This window comes from Klebsiella sp. Q11 (genome assembly GCF_964241505.1).
Lineage (GTDB): Bacteria > Pseudomonadota > Gammaproteobacteria > Enterobacterales > Enterobacteriaceae > Klebsiella > Klebsiella michiganensis.
The window spans coordinates 285,673-301,634 of the sequence record NZ_CAXSXW010000006.1 but is presented as its reverse complement, the minus strand read 5'-3'; the positions used below and the strand labels follow the sequence as shown (position 1 = coordinate 301,634).

At 54.5% G+C, this 15,962-nt stretch carries 16 protein-coding genes, 1 pseudogene and 1 riboswitch; of the genes and pseudogenes, 9 read left to right on the top strand and 8 right to left on the bottom strand.

Annotated features, from left to right (window positions below; translation table 11 throughout):
* The first annotated feature begins 109 nt into the window (after nucleotides 1-109).
* Nucleotides 110-991, top strand: a complete 882-nt coding sequence (gene htpX / locus ACESQ2_RS12245) for a protease HtpX (protein WP_014229823.1) — start codon at nucleotides 110-112, stop codon at nucleotides 989-991.
* Between the two features lie 71 nt (nucleotides 992-1,062).
* Here htpX and ACESQ2_RS12240 read toward each other — a convergent pair whose 3' ends face one another.
* Nucleotides 1,063-2,436, bottom strand: a complete 1,374-nt coding sequence (locus ACESQ2_RS12240) for an MFS transporter (protein WP_085520887.1) — start codon at nucleotides 2,434-2,436, stop codon at nucleotides 1,063-1,065.
* Nucleotides 2,437-2,613: 177 nt separating this feature from the next.
* Here ACESQ2_RS12240 and kdgR point away from each other — a divergent pair, with 177 nt between their 5' ends.
* The gene (kdgR, locus tag ACESQ2_RS12235) at nucleotides 2,614-3,405 is read left to right on the top strand and encodes a DNA-binding transcriptional regulator KdgR (protein WP_014229821.1); all 792 of its coding nucleotides are present in this window, start codon (nucleotides 2,614-2,616) and stop codon (nucleotides 3,403-3,405) included.
* Nucleotides 3,406-3,449: 44 nt separating this feature from the next.
* Here kdgR and ACESQ2_RS12230 read toward each other — a convergent pair whose 3' ends face one another.
* Entirely contained in the window at nucleotides 3,450-3,689 is a 240-nt protein-coding gene (locus tag ACESQ2_RS12230; RefSeq protein WP_373170555.1) for a YobH family protein, read from the bottom strand.
* A gap of 159 nt (nucleotides 3,690-3,848) precedes the next feature.
* Here ACESQ2_RS12230 and mgrB point away from each other — a divergent pair, with 159 nt between their 5' ends.
* The 6 genes and pseudogenes from mgrB to rlmA all read left to right on the top strand — a co-directional run bounded on the left by mgrB (nucleotide 3,849) and on the right by rlmA (nucleotide 8,125).
* Nucleotides 3,849-3,992 carry a PhoP/PhoQ regulator MgrB gene (gene mgrB, locus ACESQ2_RS12225; RefSeq protein WP_002911375.1) on the top strand — a complete coding sequence of 48 codons (144 nt, stop codon included), beginning with the start codon at nucleotides 3,849-3,851 and terminating at the stop codon, nucleotides 3,990-3,992.
* 74 nt (nucleotides 3,993-4,066) lie between these two features.
* The gene (locus ACESQ2_RS12220) at nucleotides 4,067-4,357 is read left to right on the top strand and encodes a YebO family protein (RefSeq protein WP_004103312.1); all 291 of its coding nucleotides are present in this window, start codon (nucleotides 4,067-4,069) and stop codon (nucleotides 4,355-4,357) included.
* 610 nt (nucleotides 4,358-4,967) lie between these two features.
* Nucleotides 4,968-5,113, top strand: a pseudogene (locus ACESQ2_RS12215) (DUF2627 domain-containing protein).
* 12 nt (nucleotides 5,114-5,125) lie between these two features.
* Nucleotides 5,126-5,335 carry a transcription antiterminator/RNA stability regulator CspE gene (gene cspE, locus ACESQ2_RS12210; RefSeq protein WP_001062678.1) on the top strand — a complete coding sequence of 70 codons (210 nt, stop codon included), beginning with the start codon at nucleotides 5,126-5,128 and terminating at the stop codon, nucleotides 5,333-5,335.
* Nucleotides 5,336-5,524: 189 nt separating this feature from the next.
* Nucleotides 5,525-7,270 (top strand): peptidoglycan glycosyltransferase FtsI, encoded by a 1,746-nt coding sequence (ftsI, locus tag ACESQ2_RS12205; protein WP_014229820.1) that lies wholly within the window; start codon nucleotides 5,525-5,527, stop codon nucleotides 7,268-7,270.
* A gap of 60 nt (nucleotides 7,271-7,330) precedes the next feature.
* Nucleotides 7,331-8,125, top strand: coding sequence for a 23S rRNA (guanine(745)-N(1))-methyltransferase (gene rlmA, locus ACESQ2_RS12200; RefSeq protein ID WP_014838813.1), 795 nt, complete (start codon nucleotides 7,331-7,333; stop codon nucleotides 8,123-8,125).
* A gap of 3 nt (nucleotides 8,126-8,128) precedes the next feature.
* Here the strand turns inward: rlmA and mntP are convergent, their stop codons facing one another.
* The 5 genes from mntP to manX form a co-directional block, all read right to left on the bottom strand.
* Complete coding sequence (mntP, locus tag ACESQ2_RS12195; RefSeq protein ID WP_014229818.1) at nucleotides 8,129-8,695, bottom strand: manganese efflux pump MntP; 567 nt, start codon at nucleotides 8,693-8,695, stop codon at nucleotides 8,129-8,131.
* A 71-nt stretch (nucleotides 8,696-8,766) separates the two neighbouring features.
* Nucleotides 8,767-8,921: riboswitch (yybP-ykoY riboswitch) on the bottom strand.
* 198 nt (nucleotides 8,922-9,119) lie between these two features.
* Nucleotides 9,120-9,578 (bottom strand): DUF986 family protein, encoded by a 459-nt coding sequence (locus tag ACESQ2_RS12190; RefSeq protein WP_004852044.1) that lies wholly within the window; start codon nucleotides 9,576-9,578, stop codon nucleotides 9,120-9,122.
* Between the two features lie 53 nt (nucleotides 9,579-9,631).
* Entirely contained in the window at nucleotides 9,632-10,483 is an 852-nt protein-coding gene (locus ACESQ2_RS12185) for a PTS mannose transporter subunit IID (RefSeq protein ID WP_004103307.1), read from the bottom strand.
* Between the two features lie 12 nt (nucleotides 10,484-10,495).
* Nucleotides 10,496-11,296: a PTS mannose transporter subunit IIC gene (gene manY, locus ACESQ2_RS12180; protein ID WP_004103305.1), complete on the bottom strand. Its 801-nt coding sequence runs from the start codon at nucleotides 11,294-11,296 to the stop codon at nucleotides 10,496-10,498.
* Nucleotides 11,297-11,356: 60 nt separating this feature from the next.
* Complete coding sequence (gene manX, locus ACESQ2_RS12175; RefSeq protein WP_004103303.1) at nucleotides 11,357-12,325, bottom strand: PTS mannose transporter subunit IIAB; 969 nt, start codon at nucleotides 12,323-12,325, stop codon at nucleotides 11,357-11,359.
* 446 nt (nucleotides 12,326-12,771) lie between these two features.
* Here manX and yoaE point away from each other — a divergent pair, with 446 nt between their 5' ends.
* The gene (gene yoaE / locus ACESQ2_RS12170) at nucleotides 12,772-14,331 is read left to right on the top strand and encodes a CNNM family cation transport protein YoaE (RefSeq protein ID WP_143440329.1); all 1,560 of its coding nucleotides are present in this window, start codon (nucleotides 12,772-12,774) and stop codon (nucleotides 14,329-14,331) included.
* A 38-nt stretch (nucleotides 14,332-14,369) separates the two neighbouring features.
* On the opposite strand, the gene ACESQ2_RS12165 is transcribed toward yoaE, so the two are convergent.
* Entirely contained in the window at nucleotides 14,370-15,935 is a 1,566-nt protein-coding gene (locus ACESQ2_RS12165) for an EAL domain-containing protein (RefSeq protein ID WP_046878459.1), read from the bottom strand.
* Nucleotides 15,936-15,962: the final 27 nt, after the last annotated feature.

Below are 15,962 nucleotides of genomic sequence, written 5' to 3'. Positions count from 1 at the left end.
TGTCTTTCTCGTGACTTAGCGGGGCCTGATGGTTGAAAATTGGCGTTCTACCCATACCATGTGGGTAATCGCATAGTGCGTTTTGTTAAATCGAGGTTAAAAGAAAATTATGATGCGAATCGCGCTTTTCCTGCTGACCAACCTGGCAGTGATGGTGGTGTTCGGGCTGGTGCTGAGCCTGACGGGAATTCAGTCAAGCAGCATGACCGGGCTGCTGATCATGGCCCTGTTGTTTGGTTTCGGCGGCTCAATCGTTTCGCTGCTGATGTCGAAATGGATGGCGCTGAAATCGGTGGGTGGGGAAGTCATTGAGCAGCCGCGTAACGAAACCGAGCGCTGGCTGATGAATACCGTCGCGCAGCAGGCGCGCCAGGCGGGTATCGCTATGCCGCAGGTCGCTATCTACCATGCGCCGGATATTAACGCCTTCGCGACCGGCGCGCGCCGCGATGCGTCGCTGGTGGCGGTCAGTACCGGGCTGCTGCAGAACATGAGCCGTGATGAAGCGGAAGCGGTTATCGCCCATGAGATTAGCCACATCGCCAACGGTGATATGGTCACCATGACGCTGATCCAGGGGGTAGTGAACACCTTCGTTATCTTTATCTCGCGCGTTATCGCGCAGATTGCGGCGGGCTTCCTCGGCGGCAACCGCGATGAAGGTGAAAGCAGCAACGGCAACCCGCTGATCTACTTTGCGGTAGCCACGGTGCTGGAGCTGGTATTTGGTATTCTGGCCAGCATCATCACCATGTGGTTCTCCCGCTACCGCGAGTTCCATGCGGACGCCGGTTCAGCGAAGCTGGTAGGGCGTGAGAAAATGATCGCCGCGCTGCAGCGTCTGAAAACCAGCTATGAGCCGCAGGAGGCCAGCAGCATGATGGCGTTCTGCATTAACGGCAAAGCGAAATCCATGAGCGAGTTGTTTATGACTCACCCGCCGCTGGATAAACGTATTGAAGCCCTGCGCAGCGGCGAATACCTGAAATAACCGTCGCGTCTGGCCCTGAAAACAAAAATCCGCAACCTTCGGGCTGCGGATTTTTTTATGCCGGTTTTGCGTTACAGCCTGACGCGCGGCTGCGTGACGCGTAGCCCGCTGACGGCGGCCGCGACGATGGCAAACGTTCCGGCCAGCAGAAGCGCGGTGTGGGTTCCGCTATCGCCCAGCAGGTTAAACAGCAGCGCCACCAGCGCGGCGCCAGTGCTCTGTCCAAGCAGGCGCGCGGTCCCCAGCATGCCGCTTGCGCCGCCGCTGCGATGAGCCGGCGCTGACGAGACGATGGTGTGATTGTTGGGGGACTGGAACAGACCAAAGCCCGCGCCGCAGAGCGCCATTCGCCAGATAATATCCAGGTCCGACGGCGCGGAGGGCAGTAAAGCCAGGCCGAACAGGCCGCAGGCCATGATGATTAGACCCATCGCGCCCAGCAGCCCGGCGTGAACTTTCTCAATCAAATATCCCGCCAGCGGCGCCATCACCATAGTGGCCAGCGGCCACGGCGTCAGGAGCAGACCGGTTTCCACCTCGCTACGTCCCATCATTGACTGCAGGAAGAACGGCAGCGAAACCATCGCCAGCATCTGGGCGCAAAAAGAGCATATCGACGTACAAATTGACAGAGAGAATAGCGGAATGCGCAGCAGGTCAACCGGCAGCAGGGGGACCGGCATTTTGAGCTGGCGGCGGACAAAAAAGAACCCGACAACCAGCATGGCCATAACCTCCGCCGCAACCAGCGCGCCTGACTGGCCCTGAGCGAACCCGCCGAGGGCGGTAATCAGTAAGCCAAAAGTGAGGGCATTCATGATGGCGCTCGGCAGGTCGAAGCGGGTGGCCTTGCTGCGGCCGGTGTTAGCTGGCAGATAGCGCATCGCGAGAAGCAGTGAAATAATCCCCAGCGGAACGTTAATCAGAAACAGCCATTGCCATGAGGCCATTGAGAGAATCGCGGCGGCGATGGTCGGCCCCGCCGCGGAGGAGACGGCCACCACGAAAGAGTTGATCCCCATCCCGCGGCCGAGAAAGCGCTGAGGATAAATCAGGCGAATCAGCGCGGTGTTCACGCTCATCAGCGCCGCGCCGCCGAGCCCCTGCGCCACGCGCGCCAGGGTCAGCATTTCGAGGCTTCTGGAGAGCGCGCAGGCCAGTGAGGTAAAGGTAAAAAGCACCAGGCCGATTTTATAAATACGCCGGTAGCCGACCATATCGCCGAGGAAAGAGAGCGGCAGCAGCGCGATAACGATAGCGATTTGGTAGGCATTGACTATCCAGATTGAAGAGGCCGGGGATGCGTTTAAATCGCTGGCGATGGTCGGCAGGGCGACGTTGGCGATAGCGCCGTCCAGCACCGCCATCGCCAGGCCTAATACAATGGTCAGAATGGCGCCGTAACGCTGCGGTAAAGGCAGCCCATCGGAGATGTTTTTATCCATGTGAAGTCTGTATCTTATCGGGAACTATTAACTGGTTAATAATTTTAGCATTGATTATTCAGCGGCATGTCGCAGATTTGTAACGAATCGGCAGAAGAACGATTGCGGGTAACGGGATGCGAATTTATAATAAAAACCGGTTCTAATTTTTATAAAACAGTTGCGATGAGGTGATAAATGGCAGTTGCAGATTTGGATAAACAGCCAGATTCTGTCTCTTCGGTATTGAAGGTTTTTGGCATTCTGCAGGCGCTTGGCGAAGAGCGTGAAATTGGCATTACCGAACTGTCCCAGCGCGTCATGATGTCAAAAAGCACCGTTTATCGCTTTTTGCAGACCATGAAATCGCTGGGATACGTAGCTCAGGAAGGTGAGTCCGAGAAATATTCTCTGACCCTGAAACTCTTCGAACTTGGCGCGCGAGCTTTGCAGAACGTTGATTTGGTGCGCAGCGCTGATATTCAGATGCGCGAGCTTTCACGCCTGACGAAAGAGACCGTCCACCTGGGCGCCCTGGATGAAGACAGTATTGTTTACATCCACAAAATCGACTCAATGTACAATTTGCGCATGTATTCGCGCATCGGGCGTCGTAACCCGCTGTACAGCACCGCGATCGGTAAAGTGCTGCTGGCCTGGCGCGATCGTGCCGAGGTTGAGCAGATTCTGGAAGGGGTGGAGTACAAACGCAGCACCGACAGAACTATCACCAGCACCGAAGCGCTGCTGGCGGTTCTCGATAAGGTCCGCGAGCAGGGGTATGGCGAAGATAACGAAGAGCAGGAAGAGGGGCTGCGCTGCATCGGGGTTCCGGTTTTCGACCGCTTCGGCGTGGTTATCGCGGGCCTGAGTATCTCTTTCCCGACGCTGCGTTTCTCGGAGGAGCGCCTGAACGAGTACGTGGCGATGCTGCACACGGCGGCGCGTAAAATTTCAGAACAGATGGGCTACAACGATTATCCGTTCTGACCTTGTGCGTAAATCGGGCTACAGTGTATGTAGCCCGTTCGTGACTAGCCGTTATCGACTACCGTGGCGCTTTTTCGCAGGATAGGGCAATCGGTAATGCCGATAATACCGCTGCTGGAATGAACATATTGTGCGGTACTGATGCCGCGAGCCGTGAGATATTTACACTGCAATCCCAGCCCCCCGGCATTCTCACTGCTGCCCATTAATGCGCCGTAGCCGCTTAATAATACGCCAATCCACAAGATAGCCAGCACCACAATGGTACGAATGATCAATCGCATTGTTGCCTCATTATTTGTATTATCCTTGCGTCCATTCTGGCATGAACATCGTTTGAAACAAGTCTATGATTCCTAAACTTGCCTTTCGTATTACAGTTAGCCGCGGTTTAAGAAGGTCATGTTATCCTGGCGACATCTGGTACTGATGCGGAGTGTGGAGTGAAAAAATTACGCTGGGTTTTGCTGATAGTCATCATCGCAGGTTGTTTACTGCTATGGACTCAGATGCTTAACGTAATGTGCGATCAGGATGTACAGTTCTTCAGCGGCATCTGCACTATCAATAAATTTATTCCCTGGTAAGACATTTTTAATATGACTGATTTTCTTCTGCCGCGCGGGTGGTAGAATAAACGCCTTCTCTTTGAGGTGGTGAAATGAGTGAGTTACTAAATCCTGGGATTGTAAGCCTGGCATCCGTGGCGCTTTCAGTTGTGCTGTTGCTTGTCGGCCTGTTGTTATGGTTTTTTGTTAATCGCGCCAGCTCGCGCGCTAATGAGCAGATAGCGCTGCTGCAGGCGCTGCTGGATCAGCAAAAGCGGCAAAACGCGCTGCTGCGCCGTCTCTGCGAGGCCAATGAGCCAGAGAAGGAGAGTGCCGCAGAACCTTCCATCGCCGAGAAGGGGAAAGGCGACGACGACTTCATTCGTCTGGTCGCAGAGCGCTAATCTGATTGTCAGGTGTACATCGTGACGGTGTGCGCCTGTATCTCCCCCGGTGTATAACGTATCCTTATCGATAAATTCTCTTCCGACCGTAAACCTGCCCACCGGCAAGCGGAGGCGGCGCGTTTATGCTCTCTTTAATTAGTTTGTTTAATTCATCAAATAAAAGAACAGGAAAGACCTGACTGTCATCAGGCGTTCATTATTGCCGTGAAGTATAGACAATATTTTAAGTACTTCAATTAACGCGCTTCGATATTATGCCATGGGCCGGTAAAGCAATTTTTCAACTATCGATATGAGCTTTTAAATGCATCTTTATGCAATGATTTCTGACTCCCCCTAAAATTGGCAGTTTGGCTCTACGCGGGGCCCGGCAAGCTGAAGTCATTGAGCAATGGCGGATAAACTCCCAGGCAGGGGGCCGTCTCAGCGGCGCCAGCGCGGAGGGAGAAGGATAAGCCAGAGGAAGCAAAGTCGCATAAATGTGCAGGTGATCAAATGATTCCCTTATAATTTGTGCGAGCGATCGAGAGCCGTCTAAAAATGGCTTGCCATTATTTACGTAGTATGTGATAACACGTTTCGGGTTAAACGAGGTACAGTTCTGTTTATGTGTGGCATTTTCAGTAAAGAAGTCCTGAGTAAACACGTTGTCGTTGAATACCGCTTCTCTGCCGAACCTTATATTAGTGCCTCATGCAGTCATGTGTCAGTTTTATCTATGTAAGTGCCCCACGGGCGAAGAAAACAGTCTAAGGAATTTTGCAAATGGCAAAGATTAAAGGTCAAGTTAAGTGGTTCAACGAGTCTAAAGGTTTTGGCTTCATTACTCCGGCTGATGGCAGCAAAGATGTGTTCGTACACTTCTCCGCTATCCAGGGTAACGGCTTCAAAACTCTGGCTGAAGGCCAGAACGTTGAGTTCGAAATTCAGGACGGCCAGAAAGGTCCAGCTGCAGTTAACGTAACTGCTATCTGATTTAGACCACTGAATCTTGTAAGAAAGCCTCGCAGCCGCGGGGCTTTTTAGTCTTTATTGCAAATCATGTCATTTTTCCTCCCTCTGTTGCGCTTTGTTGCAAAACAACATCCTTATTAGCACTGTTTAGCAACCTGTTTTGTATATATCTGTTAAATCAGGTGGTTGCAAAATAATGATGGAGCTAAGGTGCAAAAGAACAAACTTAAGTCAGCCGCCAACTTTACCCCTCTGCGGTTTGGGTTGTTATGCGTGGCCATTCTTTGCTGTATGGGTCTGCTGCTGGCCCGGGTAGGCTGGCTGCAAATTGTCTCTCCCGACAATTTGGTTAAACAAGAAGATATGCGCTCCTTGCGCGAAGAGCCTATCGACGTGCAGCGCGGCATGATTAGCGATCGCGAGGGCCGCCCGCTGGCGGTTAGCGTGCCGGTGAGCGCCATCTGGATCGATCCGCAAACAACTCTCGCAAAAGGCGGCGTCGGATATGGCCCGCGCTGGCAGGCGATGGCGCAAGCTTTACACCTCAACCTTAGCGAGCTTGCCCATCGCGTGCAGGCGCATCCTCATGCGCGTTTTCTCTATCTGGCGCGCCAGATAAACCCGGAGCAGGCGGAGTGGATCGACAAGCTGCACCTGCCGGGGATTAATCTGCGCGATGAGTCGCGTCGTTTTTATCCCGCGGGGCACGTTGCGGCTAATCTGCTGGGCTTTACCAATATCGATAATCAAGGAATCGAGGGGGTAGAGAAAAGCTTTAATGCCCAGCTAACCGGTCAGCCCGGGCGTCGCCTGGTGCGCAAAGACCGGCACGGCAACGTCATCGAAAATATCACCGAAGTCCCGGCGGTCCCGGCCCACAATTTGCAGCTCAGTATCGATGAGCGTCTGCAAACGGTGACCGAGGACGCGCTGGATAACGCCGTGCGCTGGAACAAAGCGGAATCAGGGGCGGCGGTATTAATTAAAATTGATACCGGGGAAATCCTGTCGATGGCCAGCTACCCCGATTTCAACCCTAACAATCGCGATGACGCGAAGCTGGATGATTTCCGCAATCGCGCGATTAGCGATACTTTCGAGCCGGGGTCGACGGTTAAGCCGCTGGTGCTGATGACCGCGCTCCAGCAGGGCATTGTTCAGCCGGATAGCGTGGTGGATACCCATCCGTTTACCCTCGACGGTCATCGTATTCGCGACGTCGGTTACTACCCTGAGCTGTCCCTCACCGGCATTCTGCAAAAATCCAGCGATACCGGCGTTTCACATTTGTCGCTGGCCATGCCGATTCAACATCTTATCGATACCTATAAAGCGTTCGGTTTCGGCGACTCTACCGGTCTGGGATTAACCGGTGAAAGCGCCGGGCTGATGCCGCAGCGTCGCTACTGGGGACAGCTGGACCGGGCGACATTCGCCTTCGGCTACGGCCTGATGGTTACGCCGCTCCAGCTGGCGCACGTTTACGCAACTATTGGCAGCTACGGTATTGAGCGTCCGCTATCGATCACGCGTATCGATCCGCCGGTCATGGGCACCCGAGTGATGCCGGAGCAGATTGTGCATGAAGTCGAACATATGATGGAGAGCGTTGCCTTGCCGGGCGGCGGGGGCACAAAAGCGGCGGTGCGCGACTATCGAGTGGCGGTAAAAACCGGTACCGCCAAGAAAATTGGCCCTGACGGGAAATATATCGACAAATACGTGGCCTACACCGCAGGGGTGGCGCCCGCCAGTAACCCAAAATTTGCGCTGGTAGTGGTGATGAACGACCCCAGCAACGGTTCGTATTACGGTGGGGCAGTGTCGGCGCCGGTATTCAGCCAGATCATGGGCGATGTCCTGCGCCTGGAAAACGTGATGCCAGATGGGATGCCGCAGGGTTCTGAAAACCTGATCGTCATGCATCATGACGGCGTGCTGCCGCCTGCGTTGTAACGGTGGCCTGGAGGGGCGAATAGCGCTACACTTTCGCCCTTTCAGCACACCGGAGTTGCCATGTCTTACAGTTGCCCACTTTGCCACGCGCCGCTTGAGCGCCGCGATAATAGCTTTATCTGCCCGCAGCGGCATCAGTTCGATCTGGCGAAGGAAGGGTACGTCAATTTACTGCCGGTGCAGTTTAAGCGCTCCCGCGATCCGGGCGACAGCGCTGAAATGATGCAGGCCCGGCGGGCGTTTCTCGATGCGGGTCATTATCAGCCGCTTCGCGACGCGATCTGCGCTTATCTGCACACTTTCGCTCCGACCGATTTACTGGACATCGGCTGCGGGGAAGGCTACTACACCCACGCTTTTGCCGCCATCGCCAGCCGCAGCTGGGGTCTGGACGTGTCGAAATCCGCTATCCGCGCGGCGGCAAAACGGTACCCGCAGGTCAACTTTTGCGTCGCCTCCAGCCAGCGTTTACCGTTTGAGGATGCAAGCCTGGATGCGATAGTACGTATTTACGCCCCCTGCAATGCCGTTGAGCTGGCGCGCGTTGTCCGCCCCGGCGGCTGGGTCATCACCGCGACGCCGGGGCCTCGTCACCTGATGGAGCTGAAAGGGTTGATATACGACGAAGTGCGTTTGCACGAGCAGAACGCGGAAGAGATGGCAGGGTTTACGCTACGTCACCAGCAGCAGCTGGCCTATCCGATGCAGCTTAACGGCAGCGAGGCGGAAGCTTTACTGCAAATGACGCCGTTTGCGTGGCGGGCTAAGCCGCCGGTTCGGGAAGCGCTGCGTCAACAGGTGGGATTTGACTGCCAGACCGATTTTGCCATTCACTGCTGGCAGCGCGACGCCTGAGGATCAGCCGGCGAAATGGCTCCAGAGGATCTGGGCGCCGATGCCAATCAGCACGATACCGCCTAGGATTTCTGCCCGTTTGCCGAGCAGCGGGCCGATAAAACGTCCCACCATCATACCGAGCGTCGACATTATCAGCGTGGCGCAGCCGATAGCCAGCGCGGTGGCGATAATGTTGACCTGCAGAAACGCCAGGCCAACGCCGACGGCCATGGCGTCAAGGCTGGTAGCGAATGCGGTGGTCACCAGCAGCCAGAAACCGTGGCGTCGCGGAGTTTCGCAGTCGTCGTCGTTGCCGCCGCGAAACCCTTCGATAACCATTCGACCGCCGAGAAACACCAGCAGCACAAAGGCAATCCAGTGGTTCCACTCGAGAACGAACTGGCTGGCAAGCATCCCCATTCCCCAACCGACCAGCGGCGTGAGCGTTTCGATAGCGCCAAAGATAAGACCCGTGCGCAGGGCTTCAGAAAATTTAGGTTTATGGAGAGTGGCGCCTTTGCCAATAGAGGCCGCGAAGGCGTCCATGGACATGCCGAAGGCAAGAAGAATTGTAGCGGATACATTCATGAGAGCGTCCTGACCGGGGATAATCCATATGACACATCGCCGCCCCCAGTAAAAATACGCAGCCCATCCTGAAGATGAGGCGCCGCGTACAGCAGCGATGCGTCTATGGTCTCGCCTGATTGAAGACGTTCTTCTTCAACCCGTACGTGCCACGTTTTGCAACGAGTATGTTGACACGTACATTTTCTGGCAGGCAGAAAATTGGCTACTCCCCAACGACGGGCGCAACCTTAACATAATTTTAGAATATAAAACAATAACGGAGTCAGGTTATTTTGCTAACCAAATGATAACGATTTTCATTTAAATTTAGAAGTGAATAATTCGTTAATAAATATCGGCGAATTAAACGAATGGAATATAGCCGCGGCTATATTCCATTCGCCGGGGAATGACAAAATATAGCGCAGGCTATATTTGTAACTCATTGAGTTGAAATGAGAAGTTTGTATATTTTTTCCAGGTCGTCGATATTTTGTACGCGAATTAGCAGGCGACGCTGCTCTAATTGCATAACCAGCACGCCATCTTCCGATAAATTCATCTCTTTAATACGCTTATATTCGATCCAGATATTGGCGAAAAAAAAGCCTTCTTTTTTGAAGATGATTTTGGGTGAACGGATCCAGAAAAGATATAACCCCATCAAGGCCAGGGCAGATAATAGCCAGGTGGTGATAAGTTCGCCCTGGCTGGCAATATTGTTATAAATCAGGATAGCAATGAGGCCGACGAAGATAATGCCATCGACGCGATTGCGGCGGAGCAGGGGGATAGCCAGCAAAACGGGGCCATTGCGGCGCGGCATGATGAACTGATCGTAAATCGCAAACGCGAGCAGAACGAGAATAAACAGGATTAACACCAGGTCCGTGATTGTCATCCATCCTCCAAATAAAAAAGCCGGGGGCAAGCCCCCGGCGCACAGCGTGTAGATTACTGGCCCAGCAGGCCGACAGCGTAGCCCGCGATACCGATGACGAAGAAGCCAACGATGATCCACAGGGCGTTAACTTTCTTGCGCAGCAGCCACATACAGGCGAAGGTCAGCAGCAGCGGCACCAGGCCCGGCATCAGCTGGTCAAGGATAGTCTGCACGGTGGTTACGCGCGTCTGGCCATCCTGACCGGTGATGGTGGAAACCACCAACGGGATGTTCACGTGCGTCCACTTGTTAACCAATGCCCCCATGACAAACAGGCCGAGAATTGACGCCCCCTCGGTCAGTTTCTGCAGGAAGCCGCCGCCCATATCTTTAACGATATCGATACCTTTACGGTAACCGTACGCTACGCCGTAATAACGGGTCAGCAGACGCACCGCGTTAAACAGGATAAAGAACAGCAGAGGCCCGAGCAGACTGCCGCTCATGGCGATACCTGCGCCCAGCGCGGCGAACACCGGACGAACGGTACCCCAGAAGATAGGGTCGCCCACGCCGGCCAGCGGGCCCATCAGACCAACTTTGATACCGTTGATAGCACCATCGTCGATCTCTGCGCCGTTAGCACGCTGCTCTTCCATCGCCAGCGTTACGCCGAGAACCGGCGCCGCAACGTAGGGATGGGTGTTAAAGAACTCAAGGTGACGTTTAATCGCCTGTTTACGCGCATCGTTGTTCTCCGGATACAGGCGACGAATAGCCGGCACCATGGAGAAGCAGAAGCCCAGCGCCTGCATACGTTCGAAGTTCCATGAACCCTGGAACAGGTTAGAACGAATGAACACGCCACGAATATCACTCTGAGTCAGTTTTTTCTCGGTGGTATTTTTAGTCATATCAACCATTTCGCTCACCTGTTAGTCCAGTTCGTTGTCGAGATCGTTATTACCAGCAGCCTGCACAGGCGCACCCGCTACGCGGTTGTATTTCGGGCTCAGCTGGATGTAGAGCACCGCCATCACGGTACCAATTACACCCAGAGCAACCAGGTTGAAATCGGTGAACGCGGCGGTCACAAAGCCCAGGTAGAAGAACGGCATCAGGTAGCCTGCGCGCATCATGTTGATGACCATCGCGTAACCGACGACCACGATCATGCCGCCCGCGATGTTCAGACCGCCGGTAACCACTTCTGGAATGGCGTTCAGCATACCCTGTACTTCGCTGGTGCCGACGGAAATCGCCACGATAACGGCAGGGATAGCGATACGCATGGCCTGCAGGAACAGCGATGAAACGTGCAGCCAGGATATGGCCGTCAGGTTTCCATTCTCCGCGGCCTTATCCGCCGCGTGCTGGAAGGCAACGGTGATGGTACGAACGATAATGGTCAGAACCTGGCCTGCCGCGGCCAGCGGGATTGCCAGCGCGATACCGGCACCGATGCTTTGATGGCCGGCGATAACCAGAACGGTAGAGATGATGGAAGCAAGGGCGGCATCCGGCGCAACGGCCGCACCGATGTTCATCCAGCCCAGGGCGATCATTTCCAGGGTACCACCGATAATAATACCGGTTTTCATATCCCCGAGAACGGCGCCAATCAGCGTACAGGCCACCAGAGGACGGTGGAACTGAAATTCATCAAGTACCGACTCCATACCCGCAATACACGCGACGATGAACACCAGCACAATCTGAAGAAAGGTAATCTCCATTGTACTTCTCCTGTTGATTAAGTCTTAAGTTGAAAATTGCGTTGCGATCCGCGGGGTGACTTATTTCACCTTGGCGATCAGATCCATCATTTTCAGTTTCTGGTCGGTGGAAACTTTGCGGGCCTCCAGTTCGATACCGCGGGCATTCAGCTTTTTGAACGCTTCGATATCTTTCTCATCGACCGAAATGGCGTTGTTCACCTGCGTTTTACCCTGGCGGAAAGCCATGCCGCCGATGTTGACGCTGGTGATTTTCACACCGCCTTCAACCACGCGTTCAACGTCCGTTGGGTTAGTGAACAGCAGCATAATGCGCTCGCCTGCGTATTTGGGGTTGTTATAGACGCGGATCATTTTCGCGACGTCTACAACGTGGGCGGTAACGCCCGGAGGAGCAACCTGAGTCAGCAGCGTTTTACGTACGGTATCCGCCGCAACTTCGTCGCTGACGACGATAATGCGGGAAACGTTGGTTTCTTTAGTCCAGCGAGTGGCGACCTGGCCGTGGATTAAACGGTCATCGATACGCGCAAGCCCGATAACCATGTAGTCGTTTGGACCCATTGGCTTCAATGGCGCAGCCGCTTTCGGGGCAGCCGCCTGAACCGGAGCAGGGGCGGCCTTTTCCACCGGCTTCGCTTTCAGCGCCTTAACGCCCTCGCGACCGGTTTCTACCGCCAGGGCAACCAGCTCATCGAACGACGGGTTGTCGTCACGCGCCATCAGCGTTTCGACCAGCATCGGAATATTAACGCCCGCGATGACTTCATAATGTTCTTTATCGACGACAATGCGGCTGGCCGCGTTAAACGGGCTGCCTCCCCATGTATCGACGAGAAATAACACGCCTTTTGCTGTATCCAGCTTTGCCAGCTGAGCGTTGTACTTTTCGATTAACGTTTCCGCGTTTTCGCCAGGGACGAAATCAATCCAGCCAACGTTTTCCTGTTCGCCCAGCAGCATTTCTGCCGTTTTTAACAGCTGTTCTGCAGCCCAACCATGTGTGCCTATTACAATAGCAATCGTCACTTGCTACCTCCTTTATAATCGTGAATGCATCATCTGTTCTGATACATCCTGAATCACTCTTGCGAACAAAATCGATTCAGTAAGGGTGTAAGATATAAAGTAATTACTACAGCGAATTATTTTAGACAGTGAAAAAATAATTAATGTGATGAAGCTCCGCTAATTATGCATCTGTTGGTAATTATTTTGCAGCGCAAAAAATAGTCTTAGCTATTGCAAAGACAGGTAAATTTTTTCCAATTATGCTCTATATTTTGCTATGTTTACGTTCCGTTTAATTACTCAGGAGTATAGGGCATAGCCCGCTATATGGACCGTCACCGACGTCTTTTCACCTTCCGGCACGCGTTTGCCGCCGCCACCTGCTACGTCTTTTCACCAGCAACAAGTGTCTCGTCTGTGCATGACACAGCGATGACTACGCCTGTCGTTAACTGGAGCTGCTCATGGAATTCTTAATGGATCCCTCTATTTGGGCCGGTTTGCTGACGCTTGTCGTCCTTGAAATCGTACTGGGTATCGACAACCTGGTGTTTATCGCCATCCTTGCCGACAAGCTGCCGCCAAAGCAGCGGGACAAGGCGCGCCTGATCGGCCTCTCGCTGGCGCTGTTTATGCGCCTGGGTCTGCTGTCGGTTATTTCGTGGATGGTGACCCTGACGAAACCGCTTTTCAGCGTTGCCGATTTCTCGTTTTCCGGACGCGACCTGATCATGCTGCTCGGGGGGATATTCCTGCTGTTTAAGGCGACCACCGAACTGCATGAACGGCTGGAGAACCGCCAGCATGACTCCGGTCATGGTAAAGGCTATGCCAGCTTCTGGGTGGTGGTACTACAAATCGTGGTGCTGGACGCCGTGTTCTCGCTGGACGCCGTGATTACCGCGGTCGGGATGGTTAACCACCTGCCGGTGATGATGGCGGCGGTGGTGATCGCGATGGCGGTGATGCTGCTGGCTTCGAAGCCGTTGACTAATTTTGTCAACCAGCATCCGACGGTGGTAGTGCTCTGTCTGAGCTTCCTGCTGATGATCGGCCTGAGCCTGGTGGCTGAAGGTTTTGGTTTCCATATACCGAAAGGTTACCTGTACGCCGCGATTGGCTTCTCGATAACCATCGAGTTCTTTAACCAGATTGCGCGCCGTAACTTTATTCGTCATCAATCGACCCTGCCTCTGCGCGCGCGCACTGCCGATGCGATCCTCCGTCTGATGGGCGGGCGTAAGCAAAGCGCCGCGGCGCATGATAGCGATAGCGCGTCGGTCGTGCCGATCCCCGAAGGCGCGTTTGCGGAAGAAGAGCGCTATATGATTAACGGCGTGCTGACCCTGGCCCAGCGTTCGTTGCGCAGCATTATGACCCCGCGCGGGGAAATTAGCTGGGTAAACGCCGAGCAAAGCGAAGAGGAAATTCGCCGTCAGCTGCTCTCTTCACCGCACAGCCTGTTCCCGGTCTGCCGCGGCGAGCTGGATGAAATCATCGGTATCGTGCGGGCGAAAGAGATGCTGGTGGCGCTGGAAGCGGGTGACAATGTTGCCGCTCTGGCTTCCGCCTCGCCGGCGATTGTGGTCCCGGAAACGCTGGACCCGATCAATCTGCTGGGCGTGCTGCGCCGCGCCCGCGGTAGCTTTGTCATCGTGACTAACGAGTTTGGCGTCGTACAGGGGCTGGTTACGCCGCTGGACGTACTGGAGGCGATTGCCGGCGAGTTCCCGGACGCTGACGAAACGCCGGAAATTGTCATCGACGGCGACGGCTGGCTGGTGAAAGGTTCAACCGACGTGCATGCGTTGCAGCAGGCGTTGGGGGTAGACGATCTGGTCGATGAGGACGAAGATATTGCCACGGTTGCCGGCCTGGTGATTGCCGTCAACGGCCATATTCCGCGTCCGGGCGACGTGCTTGAACTGTTACCTCTGCAGTTCACGATTGTTGAAGCCAACGACTATCGCGTCGATCTGGTACGCGTCGTCAAGCTGCGACAGTATAACGACGAAGAAGAGTAACGGCTGATGCCCGTCGGCCCTCGGGCCGCCGGGCATTTTTAAGCGTTAAGCTCCCGACGCTTTTCCGCCGCCAGCCACTGTGGAAAGTCCTCTACCGGCATCGGCCGGGCGTAGTAAAATCCCTGCAATAAATCGACGCCGTTGCCGCGCAGATACTCTTCCTGATCCCGGGTCTCTACCCCTTCCGCGACCGTCACAATCTTCAGCCGATGGGCGAGAGCAATGATCATGTCGGTCACCGTTGCGTTGACGCTATCAATCCCAATTGCGCTGGTGAAGGATTTATCGATCTTCAATACATCAGGACGCAGCTTTTCCAGCCAGGAAAGGGAGCTGTTGCCGGTGCCGAAATCATCGATAGCCAGCTGCACCCCTTTGAAATGCAGATGCTCGGCCATATGGTGGTCGCCATCCTGAAGCACGTCGCGTTCGGTGAGCTCCACCACCAGCTGCTGTACCGGATGGGCGCTGAACCAGTAGTGATGCAGATCGCGCAGCAGTTCGCCGTTGGCGAAATGGCGGGCGGCGACGTTGATGCTGATGTGAAAATGTTTGTCCTGCGGAAAAAGGGCTAATTTGTGGGCCGTCTGGGAGATGACGTAGCGGGTGAGGGGAACGATCAGATTATAACCTTCGGCTATGGGGATAAATACCTCCGGCGAAATAGCGCCTCTGCGTGGATTATTCCACCGCAGCAGTATCTCCACGCCGCAGCACTGACGGGTGCGCAAGTCCTGCAGGGGCTGGCACCAAAGCGTGAACTCGTGGGCGGCAATACCGAGATTAATTTCCCGGGAAAAGCTCATTCTTCCCGCGGTCGCCAGCCAGGCGATGCCGGTCATTAACAGGCTGATTATCAGCGCCAGCGGCAGTTCGGCCGGTAGCTCATTGAGGGCGACCGCTGAGGCGCCCGGCCCGCTGACGTTAATGGTGAAGGGAAACTGCGTCGACGACTGGCGGTAGATGATTTGCTCGCCCGGCAAGGATTCCTGTTTAATCAACCCGGAACCGCTAATAAAGCTTTTATCGCCAATGCTGAGGCCAATTCCGGTAATTAATGGCGATTTTGCGTTAAAAATTAACTCGCCCAGCAGCTCGATATTGATCACCAGCAGCACGCCGTCGGCGCCGCTAAGCGAAGCGGGATACCACTGGATAAGCACCGGCGTCCCTTTAAGCAGCGATGCGTCGTAGCTGAAGGTGAGCAGGGCGTGATTGGCGGGGAGCGCCGGCTGTAACTGGTGAACCGGAATATTTCGTTGGCCAAAAATACTCGAGCAATAGAGCAGGTCAGACTGGACCAGCGCGATGGAACGTACCGTTTGCAGCGATGCCGCCAGCTTACGTAACGTGAGGTGGACGTCCTGACAGGGATGGTTCACAAGTTGCAGCAGCGTGGCGTGCTGGGCCGCCAGGGGCCGCAGAATATTATCCATCGCGGCCACCATTTTATTGGTGCTGAGCTGGACGCGCTGCTGATTTAAGCTACGCTGCGAAATAAATCGTATCACTAATGTTGTCGTCAGGGTCAGTAGCGCGACCAGCAAGCAAACCAGGATACGTTTCCTGCGGTAGGTTGTGATAACTTTTTGTGCAGTCTGCATGCGCGACGCCCTGTCGGCTAAAAGTGT